Below are 26,060 nucleotides of genomic sequence, written 5' to 3' on the forward strand. Positions count from 1 at the left end.
GAGAACGGAAATCAAGCGGCGGGCGTCACCACTGGGTGGCGATGTACTTCGTCTCCAGGAACTCGTGGATGCCGTGCCGTCCGCCTTCACGGCCGATTCCGCTCTGCTTCACCCCGCCGAACGGTGCCGCGGGGTCGGAGAGCACACCGACGTTGAGGCCGACCATGCCGGATTCGAGCTGTTCGGCCAGCCCGAGGCCGCGCCGCAGGTCGCGGGTGTAGACATAGGCGCCGAGTCCCATCTCGGTCGCGTTGGCCATCGTGATCGCCTCGGCGTCCGTGTCGAAGGTGACGACCGGGGCGACCGGCCCGAACAGTTCGTGGTCGAGTACCGGCGCCGACGGCGGGACGGCGTCGATCAGTGTCGGGGGGAAGAAGTACCCGGGCCCTTGCAGCGGGCTGCCGCCGAGGACGACTCGGCCTCCCGAGCCGACGGCGGACTCGACCGCCTCGGCCAGCAAGTCGCGGGTCGCGGCGGAGGCCATCGGGCCGACCTGCGCGGACGGCCTGCTGCCCGGGCCGACCTCGAGTGCCGCCAGCCCCTTGCCGAGCCGGGCGACGAACTCCTCGTGCACGGAGGCGTGGACGTAGAACCGGTTGGCCGCCGTGCACGCCTCCGCGTTGTGGCGCATCTTGGCCACCAGCGCGCCGGCGACGGCGGCGTCGAGGTCGGCGTCGGAAAGGACGATGAAGGGGGCGTTGCCGCCGAGCTCCATCGAGGTCTTCAGCACGCGCTCGGCGGCCTGGCCCAGCAGGGCGCTGCCGACCCGGGTGGAACCCGTGAACGACAGGGCCCGTACGGGACTGTCGCTGACGAGGTCGGCGGTGACGGCGGTGTCCCGGGTCGTGGGCACGACGTTGACGACGCCGTCGGGTATCCCCGCCTCGGCGAAGAGCCGGGCCAGGAACAGCGCCGTCAGCGGTGTGTGGTGGGAGGGTTTCACGACGACGGTGCAGCCCGCGGCGAGGGCCGGGGCGACCTTGCGGGTGATCATCGCGGCGGGGAGGTTCCAGGGGGTGAGCAGCAGGGCCACTCCGACCGGCTGGGAGATCTCGATGATCCGCTTGTCGCCGCCGGGCGCGTGGCCGACATGGCCCGTGATCCGTACCGCTTCCTCGCTGTACCAGCGGAAGAACTCGGCGGCGTAGGCCGCCTCGCCCACCGCGTCGGTCCGGGTCTTGCCGTTCTCGGCGGTGATCAGGGTGGCGAGTTCGTCCTTGGCCCGGATGATGAGTTCGTACGTCCTGCGGAGGATCTCGGCGCGCTCGCGGGGCGGGCGGCTGCTCCAGGCCGGAAGGGCGGCGGCCGCCGCGGCCGCGGCCGCCCGGCCGTCCTCGACGGTGCCGTCGGCGACCGTGGCGATCACCTGCTGGGTGGCGGGGTCCTCGACGGGAAAGGTGCCGGCGTCCGAGGCCTTGCGCCAGGCACCGTCGACGAAGAGTTCGGTGGGCAGGTCAGGGATCATGAGGATGCCTTTCCGGAGTCGGAGGCGGAGTCGGAATCGGAGTGAGTGGCGCGGAACTCGTCGTTGTCGGCGCCGAGCCGGGGAACGGCGCCGGGCCGTGCGCCGTGGCCGTCGAACAGCAGGGGCAGCCGGGGCAGGCTGAGCGTGCTGCCGCCGGCGCGCCGGGCCCGCTGGTCGTCGATCGGGGCGAACAGGCCGCGGTGGGCGAGCTGTTCGCAGGCCCGGACGTCGGCGACGGTCTGGACGACTCCGGCCGGCTGTCCGGCCTCGCGCAGCGCGGCCGCCGTCTCCTGACTGCTCTTGCCCGCGGCCCACTCCTCCAGGAGCGGGACGACGCGGTCCGCCATGTGCTCGGCGCGCTTGAGGGTGGTGTCCAGTTCCGGGTCGGTCTCCAGGCCGGGTTTGCCGAGGGCCAGGCAGCAGCGACGCCACATCTCGTCGGTGGGGATGACGATGGACACCCATCCCCCGTCACCGGCCCGGAAGACGCCGACGGGGCTGAAGACGTCGGTGCCGCGGGTGGGGCTCTCGCCGGTGAACTCGTGCAGGGTGAGGGGGCGTTCGAGGAAGGCCGCGCCGATGTCGTACATCGCGGCGTCGACGTAGGTCCCCTGCCCGGTGGTGGAACGGCCGACCAGGGCGGTGAGGATGCCGAGGGTGGCGTAGACGCCGGCGAGCAGGTCCATGGTGCCCATCGGGGCCAGGCCCGGGGGGCCGTCCTGGTCGCCGATGAGGCTCGACAGCCCGCTCATGCCCTGGATCACCGAGTCGAAGGCCGGCCAGTCCGCATAGGGTCCGCCGGTCCTGCCGAACCCGGAGATCTCGCAGATCACCAACCGGGGGTACCGCTCCCGCAGGTGCGCGGGAGACAGCCCTTGGCGCTCCAGGGATCCGGGGCGCAGGTTGCTGACGAGGACGTCGGCCGACTCGAGGAGTTCGAGCAGCACCCGGCGGTCGCTCTCGGCGGAGAGGTCGATCTCCACCGACTTCTTGCCGCGGTTGTACGAGGCGAAGCCGCCGCTGATGTAGTCGTCGTCCGGGCCGGCTTTCGGGTCGTACCAGCGTCGGGGGTCGCCCGTGTGCGGGCGTTCGACCTTGATGATCTCGGCGCCGGCGTCGGCGAGCAGCTGTGTGCAGTAGGGCGCCGCGATGAACTGTTCCAGCGACACCACGCGGATGCCGGCCAGCAGGTGCAGTCCGTCAGCCATGGTCCTCTCCGATCGTTCCGGCAACCAGTGCCACAGGGCGGAAGTCGATGACGTCGACGGGTTCCGACGCCTCTCGGTGCGCCCGGCCTCGGACGCGGCAGCCGGCCAGCGCGCCGCCGGGTACGGGCAGCAGGTCCTCGCAGGTGACGGTGAAGGACAGCAGGTCGTCCTCGAAACAGGGGGCCAGATGGGAGCAGAGGCGCCAGCCGACCACCGCCGCCAGCCCCGGCACGAGCCGGGACAGGGAGGCCTGGGCGAGGGCGACGACATGACCGCCGTAGACGAGGCGGCGTCCCTGCTGGCCGCGGGACGGGTCCCGGTGGGCGGCGGCCTGGTTCTGGGTCAGCCGTACGAGGTCCAGGGCACCGCTGATGGAGTCGCGGAGCGGGTCGTCGGCCTGCCATCCCACCTCGGGCAGCGGCTGCCGTGACAGCTGGGTGAGGTCCCAGTCCTCCGGTACGGCGGGCAGCAGGGATCCCAGCGGCCGGACGGCTTCGGCGCCGCCGATGTCTCCGGCCTCCGCCGCGCGGCCCTGGTCCCGCAGGGGCAGCAGCGCGAGGCGTTCCATCGAGGCGACGAGCGTGCCGTCGTCGTCGCGGGTCTCGATGGCGAGCAGCACCTTCGCCCGTCGTCCCTTGCCGTTGTCCCGGGTGAGGGCGCGGGCGACGGGGGTGACGGTGGTGGTCAGCGTCGTGCCCAGGTGGATCTGCCGGTGCAATGTCACATCGCGGTAGAAGAGGTTGGCGATGACGATCCGGGTGGCGACGGTGGACTGCCCGATGGCGATCTGCAGGGCGAGCGCCGAGTTCACCACGCGGGTCTGCCGACCGGTGGTGGCGTACGACAGCGGTGTGCTGAGGGCGAGGCGGGCGGGATCGCCGCTGATCGCCTGGTAGACGGCGGCGACACCGTCGTCGACGGTGATGGCCGGTGCGGGCGGGAGCGGTTCCCCGATGGCGAGGTCGTCGCCGTAGGGACCGTCCTGGAAGGGGGAGGTGGTCGCTGCTGGATCGGTCACTGGTGGATCTCCGCGAGGATGTGGTGGGCTCGGTCGATGACGGGCTTGTCGACCATGGCACCGTCCACGGCGATCGCGCCGGAGGCGTCGCCTGTGGCGTCCAGGACGCGGCGGGCCCAGGCCACCATCCGGGGCGTGGGGGCGAACGCCTGGTGCACGGCGTCGAGTTGCCGGGGGTGGATACAGAGCTTGCCGGCGAAGCCGCGTGCCGCCTGGCGGCCGCATTCGGCCGTCAGCCGTTGCTCGTCGCCGATGTCGGCGGTGGGACCGGCGATGGCCGGCTTCCCGCTGCTCGCCGCGGCGTTCACGATCCGGGCCTGGGCCCAGGAGGTGTCCTCGGCGTGCAGCCCTCCGCTGCGGGCGAGTTCGGCGCGGTAGTCCAGTTCGCCGAACATCAGCGCGGTCACGGACGGGCGAGCGGCCGTTCGCCGGGCGTCCTCGACGCCGTCCGGGGTTTCGACGAGGGCCACGATCGGGAGGTCCGTCCGGTCCGCCAGGGCGTCGACGGCTTCGGGGGTGGCCTTGGGCAGCACGAGGGCGTCGAGCCGCACTCCGCGTATCGCGGCCAGGTCGGCGGCCAGGTGCGGCGAGGCGTGCGCGTTGACCCGTAGCCACAACTGCCGTGCGGGGTCGGCCAGTCCGGGTGCCCACTGCCGGACCAGTTCACGGGCCGCTGCCTTGTCGGGCTCGGCCACTCCGTCTTCGAGGTCCACCATCAGGGCCGATGCCGTGATGTCCTGGGCTCTGGCGAGGAATCGACCGGTGGCGGCGGGGACCGCCAGGACGGTTCGGAGGAAGGTCGTCGTCATCGGCGCGGTCACAGGTCGAGGGTGAGTTTTCCGGACAGGCTGCGGCCGACGCAGATCATCATCCTGGTGTTGGCCGCACGCTCGTCGGGGGTCAGTACCTGGTCCCGGTGGTCGGGGACGCCGCCCAGCACGCGGGTCTCGCACGAGCCGCAGTAGCCTTCCTCGCACGCGTAGGGAACATCGGGGACGACGTCCCGGACCACGTCGATCAGGCGCCGGTCGGCGGGAACCGCGAGGGTCTGCCCGGTGCGGGCCAGCTCGACGTCGAACGCGGTGTCGGTCGTCGCGGGCGCGTCGCCCGACGGCGGCTTGGCGGCGAACCGCTCCAGGTGGAGTGCTCCGGGCGGCAGCAGCTCGTCGCCGAGGGCTTCGACGGCCCGGAGCATGGCTTCGGGACCACACGCGTATACGGCGGTTCCCGCCGGCAGGTCCCTGAGGGCGGCGGCGAAGTCCGGATGCCCGTGTTCGTCCTGCGGAACCAGGTACACACTCCCGTGGGAGATCTCGGCGAGCTCGGTGAGTTCGTCGGTGTAGGCCATCGAGGCTCGGGTCCGCCCGCCGTAGACCAGGGTCCAGGGGGTTCCGGTCGGGGCCACCTCCCGGGCCATGGCCAGGATGGGGGTGATGCCGATGCCTCCGGCGAGAAAGAGATAGTGCCCGGCGTGGTCCAGCCGGAAATGGTTGCGTGGGCCGCGGATCGCGACCACCGTTCCCGCCGGCAGGCGGTCATGGACCTCCGCCGAGCCACCGCGGCCCGTGGTCTCCCTGAGTACGGCGATCGCGTATTCCCCGGAGTTCTGCGCGGGCCCGCACAGCGAGTACTGCCGCACCTGGCCCGAGGGCAGCACGACGTCGACGTGCGCGCCCGGCGCCCATGCGGCCAGCGGCTCTTCGGCGGGGTCGAGGCAGGTGAAGGTCACTTCCAGCACTCCCTCGGCCACGGTGCGGCGTCGGGCCACCCGGACCCGGCGCTCCGCGCCGAGGACCGCCGAGGAGGCGGTGGCGAGGTGGGGTGAGCTCATGGGATCGGCTCCAAACCCTAGATCGGATACCGTATCCGGTATCTGTGTACAAAAGATCCGCGCACAAACGCGCACAGAAGATCCGCGTACGAAAAGGTCGGCGCGCAAGAGGCCTGCGCGCAGAGGATCGTCACGGTGGACCGCTCACGGCGCCGTCAACGAGCGTGAGCGCCGGACGGCCGCGCCGACCAGCCAGTCGAAGAGCAGCTCGCCGCCCGCCATCTTCTCGGGGTGCCACTGGACCCCGACCGCGAGCGGCTCGCCGTTCCCCTCGGACTGCACGCCCTCGACGATCCCGTCGTCGGAGCGCGCGGTCACCGCGAGCCGGCGGGCGACGTCGAGAAGGCACTGGTGATGGATGCTGTTGACCGCGAACCGCGGGCCGTAGAGCGCGTGGAGCACCGAGCCGGGCACCGCGGAGACGGGGTGCCGGAAGCCGAGGACCTGCTCGGGACTCCCCCCTTCGACCATGTGCCGCGTCGGCGTCTGGTCGGCGACGTCCTCGCTGAGAGTCCCCCCGAGCGCCACATTGAGCACCTGCATGCCCCGGCAGATCGCCAGGACAGGGATGCGGCGGTGCAGGGCGACGCGGCACAGGGCCGTCTCGAACGCGTCGGCGGAGCTGGAGACGTCCTCGCTGCGCCCGTCGGGCGTCCGGCCGTAGGAGGCGGGATCGAGGTCCCGGCCTCCGGCGACCACCAACCCGTCCACGCCCTCCATGACGGGCACCACGCTGGCGGGGGCACCCTCCGGAAGGACGATCGCGGCGCCACCCGCCCGCTGGACGTGCCCCACGTAGTCCTCCCCGGCGGTCACCAGCGACTGGTGGCCGACCAGGGACGACTCGACGCCTCGAAGCCAGGAGGTGAGCGCGATCCGGGGCTTGGAGTCATGCGGAGAATCGAACATATCGGGTACCGTATACGGAATTCGATGCCTGTCAAGAGGGTGCCGGGACGGGCACTGCCTCATCCGTGGCGCATGCGGCGAAGTCGGCGTAGACCCGGGGTCGGGCCGTCCGCAGCCACCGGGCGTAGCCGCAGCCGAGCAGGCCGATCAGCAGGTAGCAGCCGGGCACCAGGACGCCGGCGAGACCCGTGTCCGTGCCGACCAGGAGATCGAAGTTCGCGCTGATGAGACAGAGCGTCAGGCCGAGCCCGGCGAAGCCGAGAAGCGGCGCCAGGAGCCGGTGCCAGAGCCGGGTCTCCCGTTTCGTCCGGCGGAAGAAGCCGTAGACCGCGAGGGAGCAGGTCGCCTGCAAGAGGATCATCCCGACCGCGGCTGCGGCGGAGCCCCAGGAGAACACCTGGAGGAACGGATCCGCGCCCCGGGCCGCGCAGGCGCCCAGGAAGGCGATCTGTATCGCGCCCGTGAGCAGGCAGGCGACGTACGGCGAGGACGAGCGGCTGTGGGTGCGGCTGAGGGCGGCCGGCAGGAGCCGCTCCCTGCCGAGGGCGAAGAGGTAGCGGGCGGTGGCGTTGTGGAAGGCGAGCACCGCGGCGAACGAGCTGGTCACGATCAGGGCGGCGACCAGTTCGTTCCAGCCCGCGCCGAGATAGGTGTCCGTCGCGACGGAGACGAACCCCGCCGGGTCGTGACGCGCGGCTCCGGCGACCCTGTCGTCTCCGTAGGCCTGTACCAGCGCCCAGGAGACGAACGAGTAGAAGAGGGCGATGGCGCCGAGCGCGAGATAGGTGGCACGGGACACGGAGCGGGCTCGGTCGCGGGCTTCCTCGGCGTAGATCGCCGTCTGTTCGAAGCCGATGTAGGAGGCGTAGGCGAAGGCGAAACTGACCCCGAGCCCACCGGTGAGGACGCCCGCCGGGCGCAGCGAGTCCGCGGTGATCCCGGAGGCACCGCCGTGCACCAGGATGGCCGTCCCGAGGACGAGCAGTACCGTCACTTCGAGCAGCATCAGGGCGCCCAGGACCTTCGCGCCGAGCGAGATCTCCCGCACGCTCATGACCGTGGTCAGCAGCAGGGTCAGCAGACTGCACAGGTACCAGGGCACGTGCCAGCCGAACCAGGTGGTCAGGGAGCCGGCGAGCGCGAACCCCGCGAAGGCGGCCAGCGCCGCCATGCCGACCAGGTAGGCGATGACCGACACGAGGGCGGCACCGACTCCGGCGGGCCTGCCGAGGCCTTGCGCGATGTAGGCGTAGAAGGCGCCGGGGCTCGATATGTGACGGCTCATGGCGACGTAGCCGACGGCGAAGACCGCCAGGACGGCTCCGGCGAGGAGATAGGTGAGGGGAACGCCCGCTCCGACGCCGTAGGCGAAGGACAGCGGGGTGATTCCGATGACGCAGGTCAGTGGGGCGGCGGCGGCCACGACGAAGAAGGCGATGCCGATCGCCCCCACGGAATTGCCTCGCAGGCCGGAGGCATCGGAGGGGTGGGGTGAGCTCATGAGGGTTCGCTCCGGATCGAGTGCGGCAGGTGCTGTGCGGCGAGGGAGTGAGAGGCAGAGCGGTGGGCCGGGACTTCCGCGGCGCTTGCGCGCGCTTCCCGTCCGACAATGGAGGCCGGCGCGGCTCGGAGCCGCGGGGCGTTGTGCCCGTCCAGGGCATCGGGTACCGTATACGAAATTCGAAAGCAGTCAAGGGGACCCGTCCGGCCCCGGGCTGTACGACTGCTGGGCCGAAGTGCCCGATGTCAGCATGGGCGGCGCGGCCCGGCGCCACAGCCGCATCCGCCGCCGAACCTGGAAGGGATTGATCGATGGCCTCCTTCGCGGATCTGCCGTCCGACGTCCACACGGTCGAGATCGTGTTCGCGGACAACCACGGCGTCCTGCGCGGCAAAAGGGTCCCAGCCACCCGCTGGAACCACGTCAAGGACGACGGCATCGCGGTGTCCATGGCCGCCCTGATCTGGGGCGTGCGATGCGAACTGCGCGACGACTGCCCCGTCGGCGGTATGGAGACCGGTTATCCGGACGTCACGATCCGCCCGCTCCCGCAGACCCTGCGGGTGCTCCCCTGGCGGCCGGGCACCGTCCAGGTGCTCGGCGAGGTCCTCGACCCCACCGGGACACCCTCGACGCTCGACCCGCGCGCGGCACTGCACTCGGTCCTCGACGAGTTCGCCGGGCTGGGCTACACCGTCAAGCTCGCCCTGGAGATGGAGTTCTACCTCCTCGACCCGGCGACCCGGAAGCCGCACGGCACCGAGGTCAACTGCTATGCCATCGACGACGGCGGGTTCGAGGAGGAGATCCTGTCCGTGCTGCGCAATCAGCTGCTCGAGTACGGCGTCCCCATCGAGGCGTCCAACATCGAGTACGCCCCCGGTCAGTTCGAGGTCAACCTGCACTACCAGGACGCCCGTGACGCCGTGGACAACGGTGTGCGCTTCCGCAGCGCGGTCAAGGAGATCGCCCGCCGGCACGGCTACCTCGCCACCTTCATGGGCAAGCCGTTCGACGACCTGTCCGGCAACGGCATGCATGTGCACCAGTCGCTGTGGCGGGACGACGTCAACGCCTTCCGGGACGACAGCGCCGACCACGGTCTCAGCGAGACGGCCCTGCAGTACCTGGCCGGCCTGCACGCCCATATCCGCGAGCTGAGTCTCCTCGGTTCCCCGACCGCGAACGACTTCAAGCGCCGCCAGGACAACACCTTCTGCCCGACCACGGTCACCTGGGGTGCCGACAACCGGACCGTGGCCATCCGTACGATCACCGCAGGCGGCGGAACCCGTATCGAGCAGCGCGACGCCGCCGCGGACTGCAACCCCTACCTGGCCGTGGCCGGGCAGCTCGCCGCCGGGCTCGCCGGGATCCGTGAGGGACTCACCCCGCCTCCGCCGTGCAAGGGCGACGCCTATGCCGAGCCGACCGCCGCGCGTCTGCCGGTCGGCGTGCCGGAAGCCTCCGAACTGCTGGAGCGGAGCGCGCTGGCCCGGCGCGCCTTCCCGAAGGACCTCCTCGAGGTCTATGTCGACACCTGCCGCTACGAGCACCGCACGGTCACCGCGCCGGTCACCGATGTCGAGCGCGACCGCTACCTGGGAGTGTTGTGATGACGACCGCCGCGTTCGAGGCAGACCTGCTGGATGCCCGGACTTTCGAAGTCGGAGTCCCCTTCGCCACCTTCGACATGCTGCGTGCCGAGGACCCCGTGCACTGGCACGAGCCCGTCGGTGCACAGGCCGGGTACTGGTCGGTGACCCGGCACCAGGACGTCGTCGCCGTCACCCGCGACGCCGGGACCTTCTCGTCGCAGGTCGGCGGGACCACTCTGGAGGACATCACCGACCCGGAGCACGTCGAGGCCCGGCGGACGCTGATCGACACCGACGGCGAGCTGCACACGCAGCTGCGGCGGACCATCAGTGCGCGCTTCGCGCCGGCCGCCGTCCAGGGCGACTGGACCACGTTCGTGGAGAAGCTGGTCGCCGGCACGCTGGACACGGCGCTGAAGAACACGGAGTTCGAGGCCGTGGAACAGCTCTGCTCGGTCGTCCCGATCACCGTGCTCGGCGAGCTGCTCGGCCTGCCGCCCCAGGACCGCGTCACGCTGATGAAGCTCGGGGACGAGATGATCGCCAGCAGCGATCCGGACCACGCCCCGCGCACCGCGGCGATCGGCGGCCCGGACGCCCGCTTCGCCGGTTACCCCTTCTCCAGTCCGGCCGGCAAGGACCTGTGGGAGTACGCGGACCTGCTGCGCGAACGCCGTCAGCACGCCCTCGGCCACGACGTGTTCTCCCTGCTGATGACCGGTCAGATCGACGGACGCGCCCTGACCGCCCGGGAGCTGGACAACTACTTCTCGCTGCTCGTCGTGGCCGGAAACGAGACCACCAGGATGGCCCTCTCGCACGCCCTGCTGGCCTTCGCCGAGCACCCCGAGGAGTTCCGGCGCCTGCGGCAGGACCCTTCGCTGCTGCCCACGGCCACCGAAGAGGTCCTGCGGTGGTCCACTCCCCTGCACTACTTCCGCCGTACCGTCACCCGCGACGTCGAACTGGGCGGCAGGCGGATCAGCGCCGGTGACAAGGTCGTCATGTGGTACGCCTCGGCCAACCGGGATCCCTCGGTGTTCCAGGATCCCTATCGCTTCGACGTGGGCCGGAATCCCAACCCGCACCTGGCCTTCGGCGGCGGCGGCAAGCACTTCTGCCTGGGCAACAGCCTGGCCAAGCTGGAGATCGCCACCACGTTGCGCCTGCTGGCCGAGCGGGTGACCGCCATAGAACTGGCCGGCCCGGTCGTGCGTACGCGCTCGAACCTGACCAACGGCATCAAGTCCCTCCCCGTGCGGGTGAGCCATGTCTGACTCCCGCCTCTCCCCCGCCACCACCGAATTCCTCGGCAGCGACCGCGGTTTCGTGCTGGGCGACCGTACGGACGTTCCCGCGCTGTCCGGTGCGACGCTGGACTGCGTCGACCCGAGCACCGGGCGCACCCTGCTCCGGTTCGCGGCAGGCGACGGCGCCGACGCCGAACGCGCGGTCGGCGTCGCCGCCGAGGCCTTCGAGGACGGGCGCTGGTCCGGCCTGGACCCGGCGCGGCGCGCCCATCTCCTCCACCGGCTCGCCGACCTCGTCGAGACCGACGCAAGGACGATGGCCGAGCTGGAAAGTCTCGACATGGGCAAGCCGATCACGGAGTCGGTGGACTCCGTACAGGGGGTCGTCACCGCACTGCGCTACTACGCGGGCTGGCCCACCAAGATCGAGGGAAGTGTGAACCCGGTGCGGGCCCCCTACTGGGCCTACACCGACCTGGAACCGATCGGCGTGTGTGCGGCGATCGTGCCGTGGAACTTCCCCCTGGTGATGGCCGCGCACAAGGTCGGACCGGCCCTGGCCGCGGGCAACACCCTGGTCCTCAAGCCCGCCGAGCAGAGCCCGCTGACCGCGCTCCGGCTGGGTGAACTGGCCCTCGAAGCGGGCATCCCGCCCGGCGTGCTGACCGTCCTGACCGGTCTCGGCGAGACCGCGGGCGCGGCACTGGTCCGCGATCCGCGGGTGGTCAAGATCGCGTTCACCGGTTCCGACGCGGTCGGCCGGTCCATCGCGGTCGAGGCCGCCCGCACCCTCAAGCGGGTCAGCCTGGAACTCGGCGGCAAGACACCCAACATCGTCTTCGCCGACGCGGACCTGGACGCCGCCGCGGCATCGGCCGCGGAGGGCATCTGGGAGAACGCCGGACAGGTCTGCATGGCGCCGAGCCGGCTGCTGATCCAGCGTTCCGTGCACGACGACGTGCTCAAGCGGGTGGTCGAAATCGGTGCCGCCCTGCGCATGGGGCCGGCGCTGGCGGACACCACCCAGATCGGCCCGCTGGTCTCTGCGGAGCAGCGAGCCCGGGTCCGGGACTACATCGACCTGGGCGTGGACGGCGGGGCGGAACTCGTCCTCGGCGACCGTGACGTGCCCGAGCACGGTTTCTTCGTCCCGCCGACCGTGTTCGCGGGCGTCGACAACCGGATGCGCATCGCACAGGAGGAGATCTTCGGTCCGGTCCTGGCCGTCATTCCGTTCGAGGACGAGGACGAGGCGATCCGGCTGGCAAACGACTCCTCCTACGATCTGTCGGCCGCGGTGTGGACCCGCGACGTCGGCCGGGCCCGCCGGGTGAGCAGGGCCGTCCGGGCGGGCACGGTGTGGGTCAACACCGTGGGCCGGCTGGATCCCGCGCTCGGCTTCGGCGGATACCGGCACTCCGGCAGCGGACGTGAACTGGGCCGGGCCAGTCTGGACGGCTATCTGCAGCCGAAGGGCGTCATGTTCGGGCCGTGACGGGGGGTGCCTGCTCGGCGGGGTCGGCGCTCTGCCGGAGTTCGGCGGAGGGCCAGCTCCCCCGGGACACGGCCGAGCCGATCTGACGGACCAGCTCCGCGGCGACGGCTTCCACGGCGGGCTGAGCGCGTACGAAGCCCGGTCTGCCGAGGACGATCGACCGCCACACCTCGGGCTCGGTCAGCGGGGCCGCGCTCACGACACCCCGCGCCACGTCCTCGGCGACGCCGAGGCCGGGCAGCACCGTCCAGCCGTGCCCCGCGAGAACCAGCTGCTTCTGCACCCGCATGGAGTTCGTCTCCACGGCGGTGTCGAGTCTGGTCCGCGCCCGGGCCGCCGCGGTGTCCAGCAGGGCGCGCAGGGCGTGCCCGGAGGAGGGCATGACGAACCGGTGTGCCGCCGCTTCCGCGAGGGCCACGGGGCGGTCCGCACGCAGGCCCGCGGACGGTGGTGCCACGGCCCACAGGCGCTCACGCACCAGGGGTAGCGCCGTGAGCGACGGGGTGCTGTCCAGGTCGTACAGCAGCGTGAGGTCGAGGTCGCCGTCGTCGAGCCACTGCTGCAGATGCCCGGAATAGGCGGTGACCAGGCGCAGTTCGATGCCGGGATGGTCCCGGGCGACGGCGCTCACCAGCGGCTCCGCCAGCAGGTCACTGGTGCTCTCCAGCAGCCCCACGGCAACGATGCCGGTCACCGCCCCGGGAGCGGGCCGGACCTCGGCGCGGGCACGCTCCAGCTCGTTCAGCGCGCGCCGGGCCCGGTCGACCATGATCGCCCCCGCCTCGGTGAGCCGCATGCCCTGCCCGGTGCGCTCGAAGAGGTCGACGCCCAGCTCCTCCTCAAGGGTGCGGATCTGCCGGGTCACCGCCGGCTGCACCAGGTGCAGCAGCTCCGCGGCGCGCGTGACGCTGCCGACGTCCGCGACCGTCACGATCGCTCTGAGCTGCTTGATGTCCATGATCGCGCCCCCCCTGCCGGCGCCATCCCGAAAAGACATGGGGCCATGACGAATTTCTATTTCACTTACACATCCATCATTCCTCATGATGGTGAACCCGACATCTTCCCGGGAGCAGCCCCAGCATGAGCACCTTCGACATCCTGTCCGAGGACGAGCAGTTCGTCGTCCGCACCGTCCGCGCGTTCGTCGACAAGGAAGTGAAGCCCGTAGTAAGGGAGTTGGAGCACTCCGACACCTACCCCGAGGCGCTGATCGAGCGGATGAAGCAGCTCGGCGTCTACGGGCTCGCGGTGCCCGAGGAGTACGGCGGCACCCCGGTCTCCGTCCCCTGCTACGTGCTGGTCACCGAGGAGCTGGCCCGCGGCTGGATGAGTCTGGCCGGCGCGATGGGCGGCCACACGGTCGTGGCCAAGCTGCTGGTGCGGTTCGGCACCCACGAGCAGAAGCGCCGCTACCTGCCGAAGCTGGCCACCGGCGAGATCCGGGCGACCATGGCCCTGACCGAGCCGGGCGGCGGCTCGGACCTCCAGGCCATGCGCACCGTCGCCCGCCGCGATGCCGACGGCTATGTGGTCGACGGAGCCAAGACGTGGATCACCAACTCCCGTCGCTCCGGCCTGATCGCCCTCCTGTGCAAGACGGACCCGGACGCCACACCCGCCCACCAGGGCATCTCGATCCTGCTCGTGGAGCACGGGCCCGGCCTGACGGTCTCCCGTGACCTGCCCAAGCTCGGCTACAAGGGCGTCGAGAGCTGCGAGCTGAGCTTCGACGGCCACCGGGCGCCGGCCGACGCCGTCCTCGGCGGAGTCGAGGGCAAGGGCTTCGCGCAGATGATGAAGGGCCTGGAGACCGGCCGCCTCCAGGTCGCCGCACGCGCCCTCGGCGTCGGCCGGGCCGCGCTGGAGGACTCGCTCGCCTATGCCCAGGAACGGGAGTCGTTCGGCAAGCCGATCTGGCAGCACCAGGCCATCGGGCACTACCTCGCCGACATGGCGACCTCGCTGACCGCCGCACGGCAACTGACCCTGTACGCGGCCAAGGAGGCGGAGGCCGGGCGCCGGGTGGACATGGAGGCCGGGATGGCGAAGCTCTTCGCCTCGGAGACGGCGATGCAGATCGCCCTGAACGCCGTCCGCATCCACGGGGGTTACGGCTACTCCACGGAGTTCGACGTCGAACGCTACTTCCGCGACGCCCCGCTGATGATCGTCGGCGAGGGCACGAACGAGATCCAACGGAACGTCATCGCGGCCCAGTTGGTCAAGCGCGGAGGGCTGGATGCGTGAGGCGGAGACCGGGATGCCGAAACCGGCTGCGCCGGAGTCGCCGGGCGAAGTGCACAGGCGGCGGCCCGGAGTTGTGCGGGGTCACCGTTCGGGTGGCTTCACTGCTCGTCGGAGGCGTCGTGCGCCGTGACGGTGGGCTCGATCCCCGTGGCTCCCACCACGTCGGCCCATACCGAGAACCCGTGCTGGAAGGCGACCACTCCCGCCTCGGGCAGGGTGATCTCGATGGCTTCGAGGATCTGCTGGGGGGTGACACCGAGGTCGAGAGCCACCCTGATATGGCCGGCGATGTGACCGGCGGACGCCCGCATCACGGTCAGGCTGGTGATGAAGATGAGTTCCTTGGTGGCCTTGTCGAGGCTGCGCTCCGCCGTGTAGGCAGCGGTCACCAGGTGGTTGGCGGCCTTGAGCACGTCGATGTCCGCCTTGGCCATGAGCTTGTGGTACGGGAGGACGTAGCCGCGAGCCCTGGCCATCTCGTTGACGTACTCGAGCGCTTCGTCGTTCAGGGTGGTCATTGTCCGCCTTCTTTCCTCTGCTCCTCCTGCGCGAAGATCCTCGGCAGGGCGGCGTAGCGGGCCTGCGCGACGTGATGGCCGCCGGCCCGGCGGGCGCCCTCGACGTCGCCGGCGACGATGGCCCGGCAGATGTCGGAGAGCTCCGCGAGCGAGCGTTCGTGCCGCCCAGGGGCGGACAGCGAGTACCGGCGCAGGATCCGGATACGTGCGTGCAGCAGCCGCAGGGATGTGGTCAGCTCGGGATTTCCGGCCCCCTCCAGCAGCGCGTCGTAGAAGCGGTCCTTGGCCTCCAGCACGGCGTCGAGCGTGCCGTCCTGCATCGCGCCCTCGGTCACCTGGAGCGTCTCGGACAGCTTGCGCTTGTGTGCGAGGTCCCCTCGGGCGGCGAAGAGTCCGCAGGCCAGTGACTCAAGAGCCTCCCGGACCTCGAAGAGCGCCTCCGCCTGGGTGTAGGACATCGTCGCGACGACGGCGCCGCGGTGCGGTTCCAGGGTGAGGAAGCCTTCCGCTTCGAGCTGGCGCAGTGTCTCCCGCACGGTCGTACGGGAGACGCCGTACGTCTCGCACAGCTCCCGCTCGTTGACGCGTTCGCCCGGCTGCAACGTCCCCTCGCTGATCGCCGCGCGGATGGCGGCGGCCAGGCGGAAGCGGGACGGTGCGGCCGTGGACGGGCCGGCCGACTGCTGCTCGGACACAGGGGGCTCCCATGGTCATACCGAGGCCCCTCTTCCAGACCTGCCTGGGCCTTCTGGACCAGAACCGTAAGACAATTTCCGGAGCTCCACAAGCGACCTGCGCGCTCCAGATGCAAGATAAATACGCTTTTTGTCCTTGATTATGACGCCGAGTTGGTGCTCTCGGCGGTGCACTGCGCTACCAGAGGGCAAGCATCCATTGACCCCCGACGAGAGATTGTCATACCGTCTCAGGACCGAAGTGGTGCGGCCCGGCCCAAGGAGAGCGGCATCAAGGTGAGACCTTTCGAACCGGCGCAGCAACGCCAATGGCTGGGACGAGTCGCCGACGACGTCGAATTCCGGCTGGTGAGCCGGTGGACCACCGTCTGCCTGACCGTGGAGTGCGAGGGCGAATCCCGCACGTACCGGATCGAGAACTCCCGGTTCGCCGAAGCAGCCGGGGACAGCCGGCTGCCCCATGTGGTCCTGGCCGGTTCCGCCGCGGCCTGGGCCGATTTCCTCAGCCCGCTGCCGCCCCGGCACAGTCATCACGTCCTGGCCATGGACCGCCGCCGGGACGACTTCGAGATCCGTGAGGGCCGCACCGACCTCATCCGGCATCTGCGCGCGATCGACGTCGTCCTCCAGCAGATGCGTCCGCCCGCCCCCGGCCACCGGCAAGGGGCGGCCGCATGACGTACGTCGAACCGGTCGTCGGCCGGTATCTGCACATGGACGTTCTCGGGGAGCCGCATCGCGTCTACTTCGAGGAGTCAGGCAGCGGGACGCCGGTGGTGTGCCTGCACACGGCCGGTGCCGACGCCCGCCAGTACCGGCACTTCCAGAACGACCCAGATGTCCTCGCCGACTTCCGGGTGCTCGCCTTCGACCTGCCCTGGCACGGCAAGTCCCTGCCGCCGGACGGCTGGTGGCAACGGGACTACCTGCTCACCGGCGAGCGCTACGCCGACACCGTGATGTCGTTCGTCCGGGCACTGGGCCTGCGGCGGCCCATCGTCGTCGGCTGCTCGATGGCCGGATCCCTGGTCCTGGAACTGGCCCGGCTGCACGCGTCCGAACTCGGCGGCGTCATCGGCTTCTCCGGAGCGTCCACCGTCGAAGGGCGCTTCCACGACTGGCCGCTCGCGCCGGACATCAACAGCAACCAGGCCGTGCCGTCCTGGACCTACGGCCTGATGGCCCCGCACAGTCCCCTCGCCGCCCGCAAGGAGGTCTGGTGGCTCTACAGCCAGGGCGGCCCCGGCGTCTACCGCGGCGACACCTACTTCTACAGCAACGGCCTCGACCTGCGCGGACACGAGCACGAGATCGACACCCAGGAGTGCCCGGTCCATCTGTACACCGGCGAGTACGACTACGCCTGCAGCGCCGAGGAGACCGAATCGACCCTGCGCGCCATCCCGGGCGCCCGAGGCGGTCGGATGCCGGGCATCGGCCACTTTCCCGTGTCGGAGAACTACCCGCTCTGCAAGGAGTACCTGCTGCCGGCGCTGCGGGAACTGCAACGCTCCCGCGGGCCTTCGGAGGGTAGGTAGCCAAACGGCAGCTCCGCCCGCGTGCGCTATGCCCCGTAGCGCACGACCGACGTCGGCACCACCGTGCGGCGGGGCGGGCCCGGAGGGGTGTCCGGTGGTTGCTCGATCCGGTCCAGGAGCAGCTGGGCGGCCTGGCGTCCGACCTCTTCCGCGTCGTAGGAGACGACGGTGACGGGCACGTCCAGCATGTCGGCCATCTCGAAGTCGTCGAAGCCGGCGAGTGCGGTGCCGGTGCCCAGGTGCCAGACGGCGCGGTAGGCGCCCAGGGTGATGCGGTTGTTGGTGCAGAACAGCGCGGTGGGCGGGTCGTCCCGGTCCAGGACCGCCAGGGCCGCCGCCTCCGCGGTCGGGATGTCGTGCGGTCCCCGGCGGATCCATTCCTCGCGGGGCGTGAGCCCGGCCTCTTCGTGGGCCGCCCAGTAGCCGCGGAAGCGCTCGGCGCCGGTGAACAGGGCGGGAGGGTTGCCCAGGAAGCCCACGGCCCGGTGCCCTTGGGCGAGCAGTTGCGCGGTGGCGTCGCGGGCGCCACCGAAGTCGTCGACGAGAACGGTGTCGGCTTCTGTCCCGGACGGCGGCCGGGAGGCGAAGACCACGGGGGTGCCGCCGAGCGAGGCGGGGCGGAGATGGCCGTGTGTGGCACCCGCCGGGACCACGATGATGCCGTCCACGCGGCGGGCGACCAGGTCCTCCACCAGATCGCGTTCACGTTGGACCTGCTCCGCGGTGTTGCCCAGCACCAGCCGGAGCCCGTGATCCTCGGCGACCTGTTCGGCGCCGAGTGCGAGCCGGGAGTAGAAGGGGTTGCCGAGGTTGGTGACGACGAGGCCGATCATGCCGCTGGGGCGGCGCAGGCGCAGATTGCGGGCCACCTCGTTACGGCGGTAGCCCAGTTCCCGTACGGCGGCGAGGACCCGCTGTCTGGTCTCGGGGCTGATCCGCTTGTCGTCCTTCAGCGCCCGCGACACGGTCATGGCGCTCACGCCGACTCGGGCGGCCACGTCTCGCATCGTGGGAGCGGCCGACCCGGACGGCTCGGGTACGCCGGAAGAGGGCACTGCGCTCGCTCTCTCTTGAAGACTGACCGACGCGGGCGCCTCAGCGGCGCGTCCGTGGCCTCTCATCCTACGTGGCGGTCAGTGCCCGACCACTGCTGCGGGCCGCGGTCGTGCCGCCCACGCCGCGGCGCCGAGCAGGGGCGCGTCGGAGGCCCGTTCGGCGGTGCGCAACAGCAGCCGGCCGGCAGGTCCGGTGTCGGGACCCGCGCAGGTCCCGGTCCTCAAGGGCCCTTCGATCAGGTCCCAGGAGGCGGCGATCGAGCCGCCGACGACGAGCACGGTCGCCTCGAACCGCGCCAGCCACGGCGCCAACGCGACTCCCAGGGCCCGGAAGCCATGCTCCAGCACCGCCCGTGCGTCCCGGTCGCCGCCACGAGCCAGCTCGGCGATGACGTGCACGTCGGGGACACCGGGGTCACCGGGGTCACCGGGGACGCGGCTCGGCTCGGCCGACACCGCGCGGGCGTACGCGGCACGGATTCCGCGCCGTGACACCGTCTCCTCCAGGGGCCGCCCGTCGTACGACAGCAGATGGGCGCTGCCGTCCGGCGGTACCAGCGGTCCGTCGTTGACAGGCTCGCCCCGGTGGAGGAACGCGGAGCCGACGCCGCTGCCCAGCGTGATGCAGACGGCCCGCTCATGGCCCGCGGCCGCGCCCGCGACGAACTCGCCGATGCCGAAGGCGTCCGCGTCGTTGAGGAAGCGCAGGATGCCGGGCGCCGGGCGCATCCGCCGGGACAGTTCGGCGCGCACGTCCACGCCGTACAGCGCGTCGAACTTGCCGACGTCCTCGAACAGCGCGACACCGGACGCGTAGTCGAACGGACCGGGCACCGCCACGCCCCAGGGTGCGCCCGCCGGGGTGTCGACCTCGGCGGCGGTGGCGGCGATGCCGTCGAGGATCTCCTCGGCGGTGCCCTGCGCGGGCAGGGGCCGGCGGACCACCTCGCCGACCGTCTTTCCGGCGCTCGGGTCCACGAGGGCGGCGGTGACGTGGGTACCGCCGACCTCCAGGACGGGTACGGACGCGGATGCGCTCAGCACGTGGTCTGCCCCTGCCGTGCGGCGTCGGCCAGGCCCAGGTGCTGCGGGGCCGGGGCGAACAGTGCGGTGGTGCGGCTCATGGGTCTGTCCTTCTGCGCACAGGCTGCCGAGTTATCGATAACGCAGTAGAGGAAGGCGGTGGGGACACCTCCGGGCTTTCCGCGTTCCGTGGCCGATCCGGTCTCAGCGGACCAGGGACTTGACCACGTGCACCGGCCGCTCGCCCAGCGGCCGGAGCCGGTAGGGACCGACCGCGGCGGGCACGGTCAGTGTCTCGGCGAAGACGAGTTCATGGTTGCGGCCGTCGGCGGTCTCGATGAGCACGCCGTCGCCGGAGGAGACGTTCAGGATGTGGAAGCGGCCCTCGGTGTCGTCCTCGGCGGGCCGGGCTCCGTCCGCCGCCGGGTCGATGACAAGGCGTCTGACCTCGTAGAACATCTCCGGCAGGGCGCCGATGACCTCCTCGCGCCAGCCCGGCCCCTCGCGCAGCGTGCGCGGCTCCTGGATCAGGTCGCGGACCACGTCCTCGCCCTGGCGGCCGGTGTCGAGGTTGGCGAAGCCGTGGTCGTAGGGCAGCGGACGGGAGTTGCCCTGCGCGTCCTTGCGCAGCCAGTCGTAGAACCGCAGCGAGTACAGGTACGGGGTGGCGCTGACCTCAAGGACGAGGTTGCCCGCGCCGGAGGCGTGCGGGGTGCCCGCCGGAATCATGTACAGCTGCCCCTCCCGGGACGGATGGCTCTGCACGAACCGGTCGACGTCCATCTCCTCGCCCCGCTCGATCGCCGCCTCGACCTGCTTGCGCATCAGGCCGGTGTCGACGTCCTGCCGGAGACCGAGGTGGACACGCGCGTCCTCACCGGCGTTGGCGGTGACGTAGTACGTCTCGTGCTGGGTGTAGGGCCAGCCGAAGCGGGTCCGCATGTACTCCGCGCGCGGATGCAGGTGCAGCGAGAGGTTGCCGCCCTCCACCGTGTCCAGGTAGTCGTAGCGGATCGGGAAGGACGTGCCGTACTCGGCGTGCACGGCCGCGCCCAGGAACTCCACCGGGTGCAGCACGCACAGCAGTTGGAACGGCAGCTCGACCTCCGCCTCGGGACCGTCGCCCACCAGCACGCCCGCCTCCGGCGCGATCAGCTCGTAACCGAGCGCGGTGTTGCCCTGCGACGGCTCGAAGCCCAGCTCACGGACGGCCCACTGGCCGCCCCACGGCGTGGAGTTGAAGTACGGGCGGGAGCGCACCGGGCTCTTGGCGAGCGCCGCGAGCGTGGCGCGCAGCGTCGCGCCGTCCACGGACGCGGGTGCCTCGGCGTGTTGCAGGTCGAGCCAGCGGTCGATGCGACCGGCGATCGCGTCGCGGTGCGCGTCGGCCATCGGCCAGTCCGCGTAGAAGAGACGGCGCAAGGAGCCCGGCTCGCGGTGGCGGCCGAGGTTCACGCCGAGCGGCAGCTCCCCGGCGGCCACCGCCGCCTCGGCGTAACGTTTCGGCAGGTCGGCGTACCAAAGGACGTCGTGCTCGACCAGTGCGGCACCGGGGCCGTAGACGACGAGCAGTCCCTGGGTGGGGCGTTCGGTCCGCGGCAGCTCGCGGTAGACGTCGGCGAGGGAGTTCCGCGCCAGCGGCAGGTAATACGGGTCCGCGGCGGGACCTGAGGTGTCGCCGGTGCGGGTGAGGACGGTGTCCCAGTCGGCTTCCTCGGCACGCAGGTCCAGCAGCCGTGCCGGCACCCCGCGATCGGCGAGGGCAGCGGCCAGGGCCGCGGCGGCATCGCCCCAGTCCAGGGCGGCGGGGCCGTCGAGGGCCAGAACGGCGGCGCCGGCCGGGAGGGTCTCGGCGGCGGCGCCCCAGCCGCGGACGACGGTCCCCCCGACAGCGGCGTAGCGGGGGTTGCGTTCATAGAGACGGGTCACGTCATGCTCCAAAGACCGGTGTGCGTCTTGCGAGGTGCGTTAACGATAACACTCGGTCTCTCGGCGCCTCGGCGCCTCGGCGTCAAGGGTCCGGCAGCCGCCGGGGGCATCCTGTCCGTCCACCGGCCCATCTCGATCCGAAAGGCCGCCCCAGCGTCCGGCGCACCCGGGTGATCGGCCTGGTTCGAGGAGCGTTTCGACTCATCGATAGCCTGCGTCACCATGATGCGTGCGTGGATCCTGCCGATGCTGCTCGTGCTCTGCGGCTCAGCCCTCGCGACCGGGCTGATCCTCAAGGGGAGTGCCGGCGCGGCATCGGCACTCCTGCTGATGTTCCTGGCGTTCGCCGGCATGAACTCGCCCCTGATCTTCCCGAGGTCGATCGGGGCGCGGGAGGCACAACGCCGCAGCGCGGTCGACGGCCGGCCCATCGTCTTCTGGCGGCCGGGCTGCACGTACTGCATGCGGCTGCGCATCCGGCTGGGCCGTAGCGCCCGCCGGATGCACTGGGTCGACATCTGGCGCGACCCGGCGGGAGCCGCCACGGTGCGGGCGGCCAACGACGGCAACGAGACCGTGCCGACGGTCGTCGTGGCGGGCCGACCGCACACCAACCCCGACCCCGAGTGGGTGCGCGAACAGCTCTCCTCCTCCGCGTGACCAGGGGGTCGACAGGCTGAGGGCGTCTGTCAGCGGTTGTCCCGCCGGACGCGCTCGTCGCCCTCACGGTAGAGCACCAGGTGCTCGTGGTAGAGAACGCCGTCGCGGATGTCTCCGGTGGCGGTGAAGCCGGTGTCGTCGACGTAGTCGAGGTGGTCGCCGGTGACGGTGTAGCTGCCGGTGTAGGCGCTCGGGCGGTTGCCGCGCGCTTCGTCGTAACGGCCGTTCGGCAGCAGCTCCTGACGGATGAATCCGTCGGCGGTCACCCACATGCCGACGTACGGGTGCGGGTCGCGGGGCGTGTCGTTGCTGGTCATGGCTCTACGATCGGCCCGGCGGCCGGTTGGCAGCCAGGCCGCCGTCTCCCCAGGTGAGGGCTTCCTGGGTGCCGGGCACCTAGGGACAGAGCGGCCTGGTTCCGGCTCCCTAACGCGACGAACCTGGTGGTCAGGCGGCTGCCGTAGCCGCCGGAAACTCGCCTCGGACCCGCGTCGACGCTCACTTCCGCAGCGGACACACCGATGAGGCGACTCCACCGAGGAGCACGCAATGACCATCACCGCCGCCGGCACCGTGAGCTGGAACCCCGAGGCCCTCGACGAGATCCTCTCGAACGACGAGGGGCGTCCCGTCCTGTTCACGAATGCCCGGATCCTGACGATGGACCCGCTGATCGGGGCCATGGTCGGTGCCGACATCCTGTTCGTCGGCTCGCTGATCGTGGGGGTCGGCCCCGGCATCGTCACCGCGGCCGGGGACGACAACGCCATCGTCGTCGACGGCACCGGCACGACCGTCGTCCCCGCCGTCATGGACGCCGTCGCACTGGCCGGCTGCCGCGGCCGGCGCTCCGAGTACGTCGCGACGCTGGCCCCCGGCAATACCTCCGACTTCCTGGTGGTGCCCGACGAACTCGCCGACGACGTGCCGACCGCGGTGGCCACGCTCCTGTCCCGGCCCGAGCAGGTCCGCGCGCTCGTCGCGGCCGGCCGTCCGGTGCTGTGGGCCGGTGCCCCCGTCCCCGGCCGGGCCACCACCCACGAGGCGGGCATCCCGGCCGCCGCGGACCTGACCGGCAGCCCGCGCGTCGGTGTCTGGATCGACCGGAACGACTTCCTGCACCAGGAGCTCACCGCCGACGGCCGCTACGACGAGACCCGCGGCGGCCGCCCGCACGCCTACCAGGGCCGCTACTGGATCGACGGCGACCGCATCGACTACCTGGACGACCTCGGCTTCTGGGCCTACGGCGAGTTCCGGGGCGACGAACTCCACCACGCGGGCTACGTCATGAAGCTCGGCTGACCGCCCCGCCCCCTTCCTTCTCTCCCCCGCTCATTCCCTCCGCCGTACCGAAAGAAGAGCCCTCATGAGCCTCAACGACACCACCAGCGCCGCCGTCCTCGAAGAGCTCCGGCGGCGGCCCGCCGACCGGCGGCGCATCCTGTTCACCGGCGCGACCGTCGTCACCATGGACCCCGGCCTCGGTGTCATCGACGGCGGCGACGTCCTCGTCGAGGGCGACACGATCACCGCCGTCGGCCCCCGCCTCGACGCGGCGGACGCCGTGGTCGTCGACGCCACCGGCACGATCCTCGCCCCCGGCTTCGTCGACACCCACCGGCACGCCTGGGAGGCCCAGCTGCGCCGGATCATGCCGGACGTCGACGACCTCGGCGGCTACGTGATGGCCACCCTCGCCGGCTACGCCACGGTCTACCGGCCCCAGGACATGTACATCGGCACCAGACTCGCCGCCCTGACCGCGATCGACAGCGGCATCACCACCATGCTCGACTTCTCGCACAACTCCCGTACCCGCGAGCACTCCGACGCCGCCGTCGAGGCGCTGCGCGACACCGGCATCCGTGGCGTGCACGCCTCCATGGGCCCGCACTTCGGTGACTGGGACCGGCAGTGGCCCGGCGACCTCTCCCGCCTCAAGGAGCGGTACTTCGGCAGCGACGACCAGCTGCTCACGCTGCGCCTGGCGACCCTGGCCACCGACGAGATCGCCGGACCCGCGCTCGCCTACGGCCCCGAACTCGCCCGAGTCGCCAAGGAACTGGGCATCGGGGTGAGCGTGGACGCCGTCTTCGGCGCCGCCTCCTCCGAGGCGGTCCTGCGCTGGGCCAAGGACGGCATCCTCGGCCCCGACGTCACCCTCATCCACTCCACCGGGCTGACCCCCGAGGCGTGGCAGGCGATGGGCGAGTCCGGCACCACCGTGGCCCTCGCGCCGACCTCCGACGCCCAGATCGGCCTGGAGACCGCGATCCCCGCCGTCGACGAGGCGCTCTCCGTCGGTATCCGCCCCGGACTGAGCATCGACGTCGAAGTCGCCCTGGCCAGCGACATGTTCACCCAGATGCGGGCTCTGCACGCCATCCAGCGGATGCGCGCGGTCAACTCGGTCTACGGCACCGGCCGGCAGCCCTCGCGCATCACCGCCCACGACGTCCTCGACTTCGCCACCCTCCAGGGCGCCCGCACCAACGGCCTGGCCGGCGTGACCGGTTCGCTGACCCCCGGCAAGAAGGCCGACCTCCTGGTCATCCGGGCCGAGGACCTCAACAACATGCCGCTCAACGACCCGATCGGCACGATCGTGCTGGGCTCCGACGCCCGCAACATCAGCGCCGTCCTCATCAACGGCGAGCCCCGCAAGTGGGACGGACAGGTCCTCGACGTCAACCTGGCCGCCCTGCGCGGCGAGGTACACGCCTCGCGCGAGTACGTACTGAACACCCCGGCTGTCTGAGAGCCGTCCCTCCCCGTTTCGTGGTCCCCCGGCCGCTCCGTCTGCCTCCATTCCCGACGGCCGGGGACCCGCTTGGAGTTCCCATGTCCCACCCCACTCCCACCACTACGCCCCGGGACACAGCGGCGGCACCCGACACCCCGGGCCGGCCGGCCTCCTGGGCTCCGGCCGCTCCGACCATCGCCCTGCTGACCGCGCTCGGCGTCCTGATGGTCGGTCAGATGTACACCGTCCTCGCCCTGTTGCATCCCATGGCCACCGCGCTCGGCACCACACCGGAGCAGGTCACCTGGACGGCGACGGCGTTCGGCTTCGCCTATGCCGCCGGTTTCCTCCTCTCCGGCCCGCTCTCGGACCGCTACGGTTCGCGTGCCGTGATCACCGCCGGGCTCGTGGCCGCCACGGTGGCCACCCTGGCGGTCGGCGCCGCCCCCGACCTCCCCACGGCCATCGCCCTGCGCGGCCTCCAAGGGCTCACGGCCGCGACCTTCGCACCGTCCGCGCTCTCCTACGTCGTCCACCACATCGCGCCCCAGCACCGCGGCACCGCCCTGACCTGTATCACCAGCGGAATGTTCGGTGCCGCCGTGCTGCTCCAGATCGGCGCCCAGGCCGTCGCGGCCGGGCTCGGCTGGCGTGCGGTCTTCTGGATCGGCGCGGCCCTGATGGCCCTGAGCGTGCTCCCGGTGCGCCGTGTCCTGCGGCCCGCCCGCCGCCACGGCACCGCAGGCGGGCTGGGCCAGGCGTTCGCGGCGATGCCACGGCTGCTGCGCAGGCCGCGCCTGGTCGCCCGCTACCTGTCGACCGTGGTGTTGATGTCGTCGTTCGTCGCCGTCTACACGGCGGTGGCCGTCGCCGGCCCGGCCGGGATCGCCGGGAACTCCGCCGCGATCCTCGCCCTGCGGGCCAGCGCGCTGCCCGCTCTCGTCGCCGTCCCCCTGCTCGCCCCCGTGCTCCAGCGGCTGGCCGCTCCCCTGCGCGCGGTCCTCGCCTTCGCGCTGGCCGCCCTGGCCGTCGCGGCCGGTTCCTTCCTCGGCCCGCACACCGTCCCGCTGGCGGTCGCCCTGCTGCTGTTCGTGGCGGCCGTCGCGGCAGCGGCACCGGCCGTCGTCGAGACCATCAACGCGAGCGCCCCGCACGCCCGCGGCGCGGCCGTCGCCCTCTACGGATGCAGCATGTTCATCGGCGCCAGCCTGGGCCCGCAGCTCACCGGCGTGCTGAGCGGCGGCCTGGGCTTCGGCGGCATCCTGCGGGCCGTCGCCGCCGCGCTCGTCCTGGGGGTCCTCCTCGCCCTGCCCGCGCTGCGCCACCACGGCACCGAGTAGCCCCCGCCCACCCGCACGACCGTCCTACGCA

24 protein-coding genes are annotated in these 26,060 nt (G+C 71.4%); 10 read left to right on the forward strand and 14 right to left on the reverse strand.

All coding sequences use genetic code 11. The features are described from left to right. Positions 1–25: 25 nt before the first annotated feature. The 7 genes from ACWGKQ_RS29775 to ACWGKQ_RS29805 form a co-directional block, all read right to left on the reverse strand. Positions 26–1,465: an NAD-dependent succinate-semialdehyde dehydrogenase gene (locus ACWGKQ_RS29775; RefSeq protein ID WP_453295078.1), complete on the reverse strand. Its 1,440-nt coding sequence runs from the start codon at positions 1,463–1,465 to the stop codon at positions 26–28. Beyond that, complete coding sequence (locus ACWGKQ_RS29780) at positions 1,462–2,673, reverse strand: CaiB/BaiF CoA transferase family protein (protein WP_453295079.1); 1,212 nt, start codon at positions 2,671–2,673, stop codon at positions 1,462–1,464. The genes ACWGKQ_RS29775 and ACWGKQ_RS29780 overlap by 4 nt, the downstream gene beginning before the upstream one ends. Then, positions 2,666–3,691: a hypothetical protein gene (locus ACWGKQ_RS29785; RefSeq protein ID WP_453295080.1), complete on the reverse strand. Its 1,026-nt coding sequence runs from the start codon at positions 3,689–3,691 to the stop codon at positions 2,666–2,668. Before ACWGKQ_RS29785 ends, ACWGKQ_RS29780 begins: the two co-directional genes overlap by 8 nt. Further along, positions 3,688–4,512, reverse strand: coding sequence for an HpcH/HpaI aldolase/citrate lyase family protein (locus tag ACWGKQ_RS29790; protein ID WP_453295081.1), 825 nt, complete (start codon positions 4,510–4,512; stop codon positions 3,688–3,690). The genes ACWGKQ_RS29785 and ACWGKQ_RS29790 overlap by 4 nt, the downstream gene beginning before the upstream one ends. After that, positions 4,509–5,522, reverse strand: a complete 1,014-nt coding sequence (locus ACWGKQ_RS29795; protein ID WP_453295082.1) for a PDR/VanB family oxidoreductase — start codon at positions 5,520–5,522, stop codon at positions 4,509–4,511. The genes ACWGKQ_RS29790 and ACWGKQ_RS29795 overlap by 4 nt, the downstream gene beginning before the upstream one ends. Positions 5,523–5,666: 144 nt before the next feature. Then, a complete protein-coding gene (locus tag ACWGKQ_RS29800; protein ID WP_453295083.1) occupies positions 5,667–6,431 on the reverse strand; it encodes a gamma-glutamyl-gamma-aminobutyrate hydrolase family protein in 765 nt (254 codons plus the stop codon). A gap of 31 nt (positions 6,432–6,462) precedes the next feature. Then, positions 6,463–7,932 carry an APC family permease gene (locus tag ACWGKQ_RS29805; RefSeq protein WP_453295084.1) on the reverse strand — a complete coding sequence of 490 codons (1,470 nt, stop codon included), beginning with the start codon at positions 7,930–7,932 and terminating at the stop codon, positions 6,463–6,465. A gap of 311 nt (positions 7,933–8,243) precedes the next feature. Here ACWGKQ_RS29805 and ACWGKQ_RS29810 point away from each other — a divergent pair, with 311 nt between their 5' ends. The 3 genes from ACWGKQ_RS29810 to ACWGKQ_RS29820 are packed head-to-tail and all read left to right on the forward strand — an operon-like array spanning position 8,244 to position 12,275. Further along, complete coding sequence (locus tag ACWGKQ_RS29810; protein WP_453295085.1) at positions 8,244–9,548, forward strand: glutamine synthetase family protein; 1,305 nt, start codon at positions 8,244–8,246, stop codon at positions 9,546–9,548. Further along, positions 9,548–10,807 carry a cytochrome P450 gene (locus ACWGKQ_RS29815; protein WP_453295086.1) on the forward strand — a complete coding sequence of 420 codons (1,260 nt, stop codon included), beginning with the start codon at positions 9,548–9,550 and terminating at the stop codon, positions 10,805–10,807. Before ACWGKQ_RS29810 ends, ACWGKQ_RS29815 begins: the two co-directional genes overlap by 1 nt. Then, positions 10,800–12,275, forward strand: coding sequence for an aldehyde dehydrogenase family protein (locus ACWGKQ_RS29820; RefSeq protein WP_453295087.1), 1,476 nt, complete (start codon positions 10,800–10,802; stop codon positions 12,273–12,275). Before ACWGKQ_RS29815 ends, ACWGKQ_RS29820 begins: the two co-directional genes overlap by 8 nt. Here ACWGKQ_RS29820 and ACWGKQ_RS29825 read toward each other — a convergent pair. Continuing rightward, positions 12,259–13,233 (reverse strand): LysR family transcriptional regulator, encoded by a 975-nt coding sequence (locus ACWGKQ_RS29825; RefSeq protein ID WP_453295088.1) that lies wholly within the window; start codon positions 13,231–13,233, stop codon positions 12,259–12,261. The genes ACWGKQ_RS29820 and ACWGKQ_RS29825 overlap by 17 nt on opposite strands. A 125-nt stretch (positions 13,234–13,358) precedes the next feature. On the opposite strand from ACWGKQ_RS29825, the gene ACWGKQ_RS29830 reads away from it, so the two are divergent. Beyond that, entirely contained in the window at positions 13,359–14,525 is a 1,167-nt protein-coding gene (locus tag ACWGKQ_RS29830; protein WP_453295089.1) for an acyl-CoA dehydrogenase family protein, read from the forward strand. A 98-nt stretch (positions 14,526–14,623) separates the two neighbouring features. Here ACWGKQ_RS29830 and ACWGKQ_RS29835 read toward each other — a convergent pair whose 3' ends face one another. After that, complete coding sequence (locus ACWGKQ_RS29835) at positions 14,624–15,043, reverse strand: carboxymuconolactone decarboxylase family protein (protein WP_453295090.1); 420 nt, start codon at positions 15,041–15,043, stop codon at positions 14,624–14,626. Then, on the reverse strand, positions 15,040–15,738 hold the full coding sequence (locus tag ACWGKQ_RS29840; protein WP_453295091.1) for a GntR family transcriptional regulator: 699 nt from the start codon (positions 15,736–15,738) through the stop codon (positions 15,040–15,042). Before ACWGKQ_RS29840 ends, ACWGKQ_RS29835 begins: the two co-directional genes overlap by 4 nt. A 276-nt stretch (positions 15,739–16,014) precedes the next feature. On the opposite strand from ACWGKQ_RS29840, the gene ACWGKQ_RS29845 reads away from it, so the two are divergent. Both ACWGKQ_RS29845 and ACWGKQ_RS29850 read left to right on the forward strand, forming a co-directional pair. Further along, positions 16,015–16,416, forward strand: a complete 402-nt coding sequence (locus ACWGKQ_RS29845; RefSeq protein WP_453295092.1) for a hypothetical protein — start codon at positions 16,015–16,017, stop codon at positions 16,414–16,416. Beyond that, positions 16,413–17,276: an alpha/beta fold hydrolase gene (locus ACWGKQ_RS29850; protein WP_453295093.1), complete on the forward strand. Its 864-nt coding sequence runs from the start codon at positions 16,413–16,415 to the stop codon at positions 17,274–17,276. Before ACWGKQ_RS29845 ends, ACWGKQ_RS29850 begins: the two co-directional genes overlap by 4 nt. Before the next feature lie 26 nt (positions 17,277–17,302). Here ACWGKQ_RS29850 and ACWGKQ_RS29855 read toward each other — a convergent pair whose 3' ends face one another. The 3 genes from ACWGKQ_RS29855 to ACWGKQ_RS29865 form a co-directional block, all read right to left on the reverse strand. Next, positions 17,303–18,283, reverse strand: a complete 981-nt coding sequence (locus ACWGKQ_RS29855) for a LacI family DNA-binding transcriptional regulator (protein ID WP_453295094.1) — start codon at positions 18,281–18,283, stop codon at positions 17,303–17,305. A gap of 126 nt (positions 18,284–18,409) precedes the next feature. Continuing rightward, a complete protein-coding gene (locus ACWGKQ_RS29860; RefSeq protein WP_453295095.1) occupies positions 18,410–19,375 on the reverse strand; it encodes an ROK family protein in 966 nt (321 codons plus the stop codon). A 183-nt stretch (positions 19,376–19,558) separates the two neighbouring features. After that, positions 19,559–21,283, reverse strand: coding sequence for a class I mannose-6-phosphate isomerase (locus ACWGKQ_RS29865; RefSeq protein WP_453295096.1), 1,725 nt, complete (start codon positions 21,281–21,283; stop codon positions 19,559–19,561). A 222-nt stretch (positions 21,284–21,505) separates the two neighbouring features. Between ACWGKQ_RS29865 and ACWGKQ_RS29870 the strand changes: the two genes are divergently transcribed. Then, on the forward strand, positions 21,506–21,943 hold the full coding sequence (locus ACWGKQ_RS29870) for a glutaredoxin domain-containing protein (RefSeq protein ID WP_453295097.1): 438 nt from the start codon (positions 21,506–21,508) through the stop codon (positions 21,941–21,943). Positions 21,944–21,972: 29 nt separating this feature from the next. Here ACWGKQ_RS29870 and ACWGKQ_RS29875 read toward each other — a convergent pair whose 3' ends face one another. Further along, positions 21,973–22,260 (reverse strand): Atu4866 domain-containing protein, encoded by a 288-nt coding sequence (locus ACWGKQ_RS29875; protein WP_453295098.1) that lies wholly within the window; start codon positions 22,258–22,260, stop codon positions 21,973–21,975. 232 nt (positions 22,261–22,492) lie between these two features. Here ACWGKQ_RS29875 and ACWGKQ_RS29880 point away from each other — a divergent pair, with 232 nt between their 5' ends. The 3 genes from ACWGKQ_RS29880 (at position 22,493) to ACWGKQ_RS29890 (ending at position 26,029) form a co-directional block, all read left to right on the forward strand. After that, on the forward strand, positions 22,493–23,248 hold the full coding sequence (locus tag ACWGKQ_RS29880) for an Atu4866 domain-containing protein (protein WP_453295099.1): 756 nt from the start codon (positions 22,493–22,495) through the stop codon (positions 23,246–23,248). A gap of 64 nt (positions 23,249–23,312) precedes the next feature. Next, positions 23,313–24,704 (forward strand): amidohydrolase family protein, encoded by a 1,392-nt coding sequence (locus ACWGKQ_RS29885; protein ID WP_453295100.1) that lies wholly within the window; start codon positions 23,313–23,315, stop codon positions 24,702–24,704. A gap of 83 nt (positions 24,705–24,787) precedes the next feature. After that, positions 24,788–26,029, forward strand: a complete 1,242-nt coding sequence (locus tag ACWGKQ_RS29890) for an MFS transporter (RefSeq protein WP_453295101.1) — start codon at positions 24,788–24,790, stop codon at positions 26,027–26,029. Positions 26,030–26,060: the final 31 nt, after the last annotated feature.

The organism is Streptomyces sp. NPDC054770 (genome assembly GCF_053611985.1).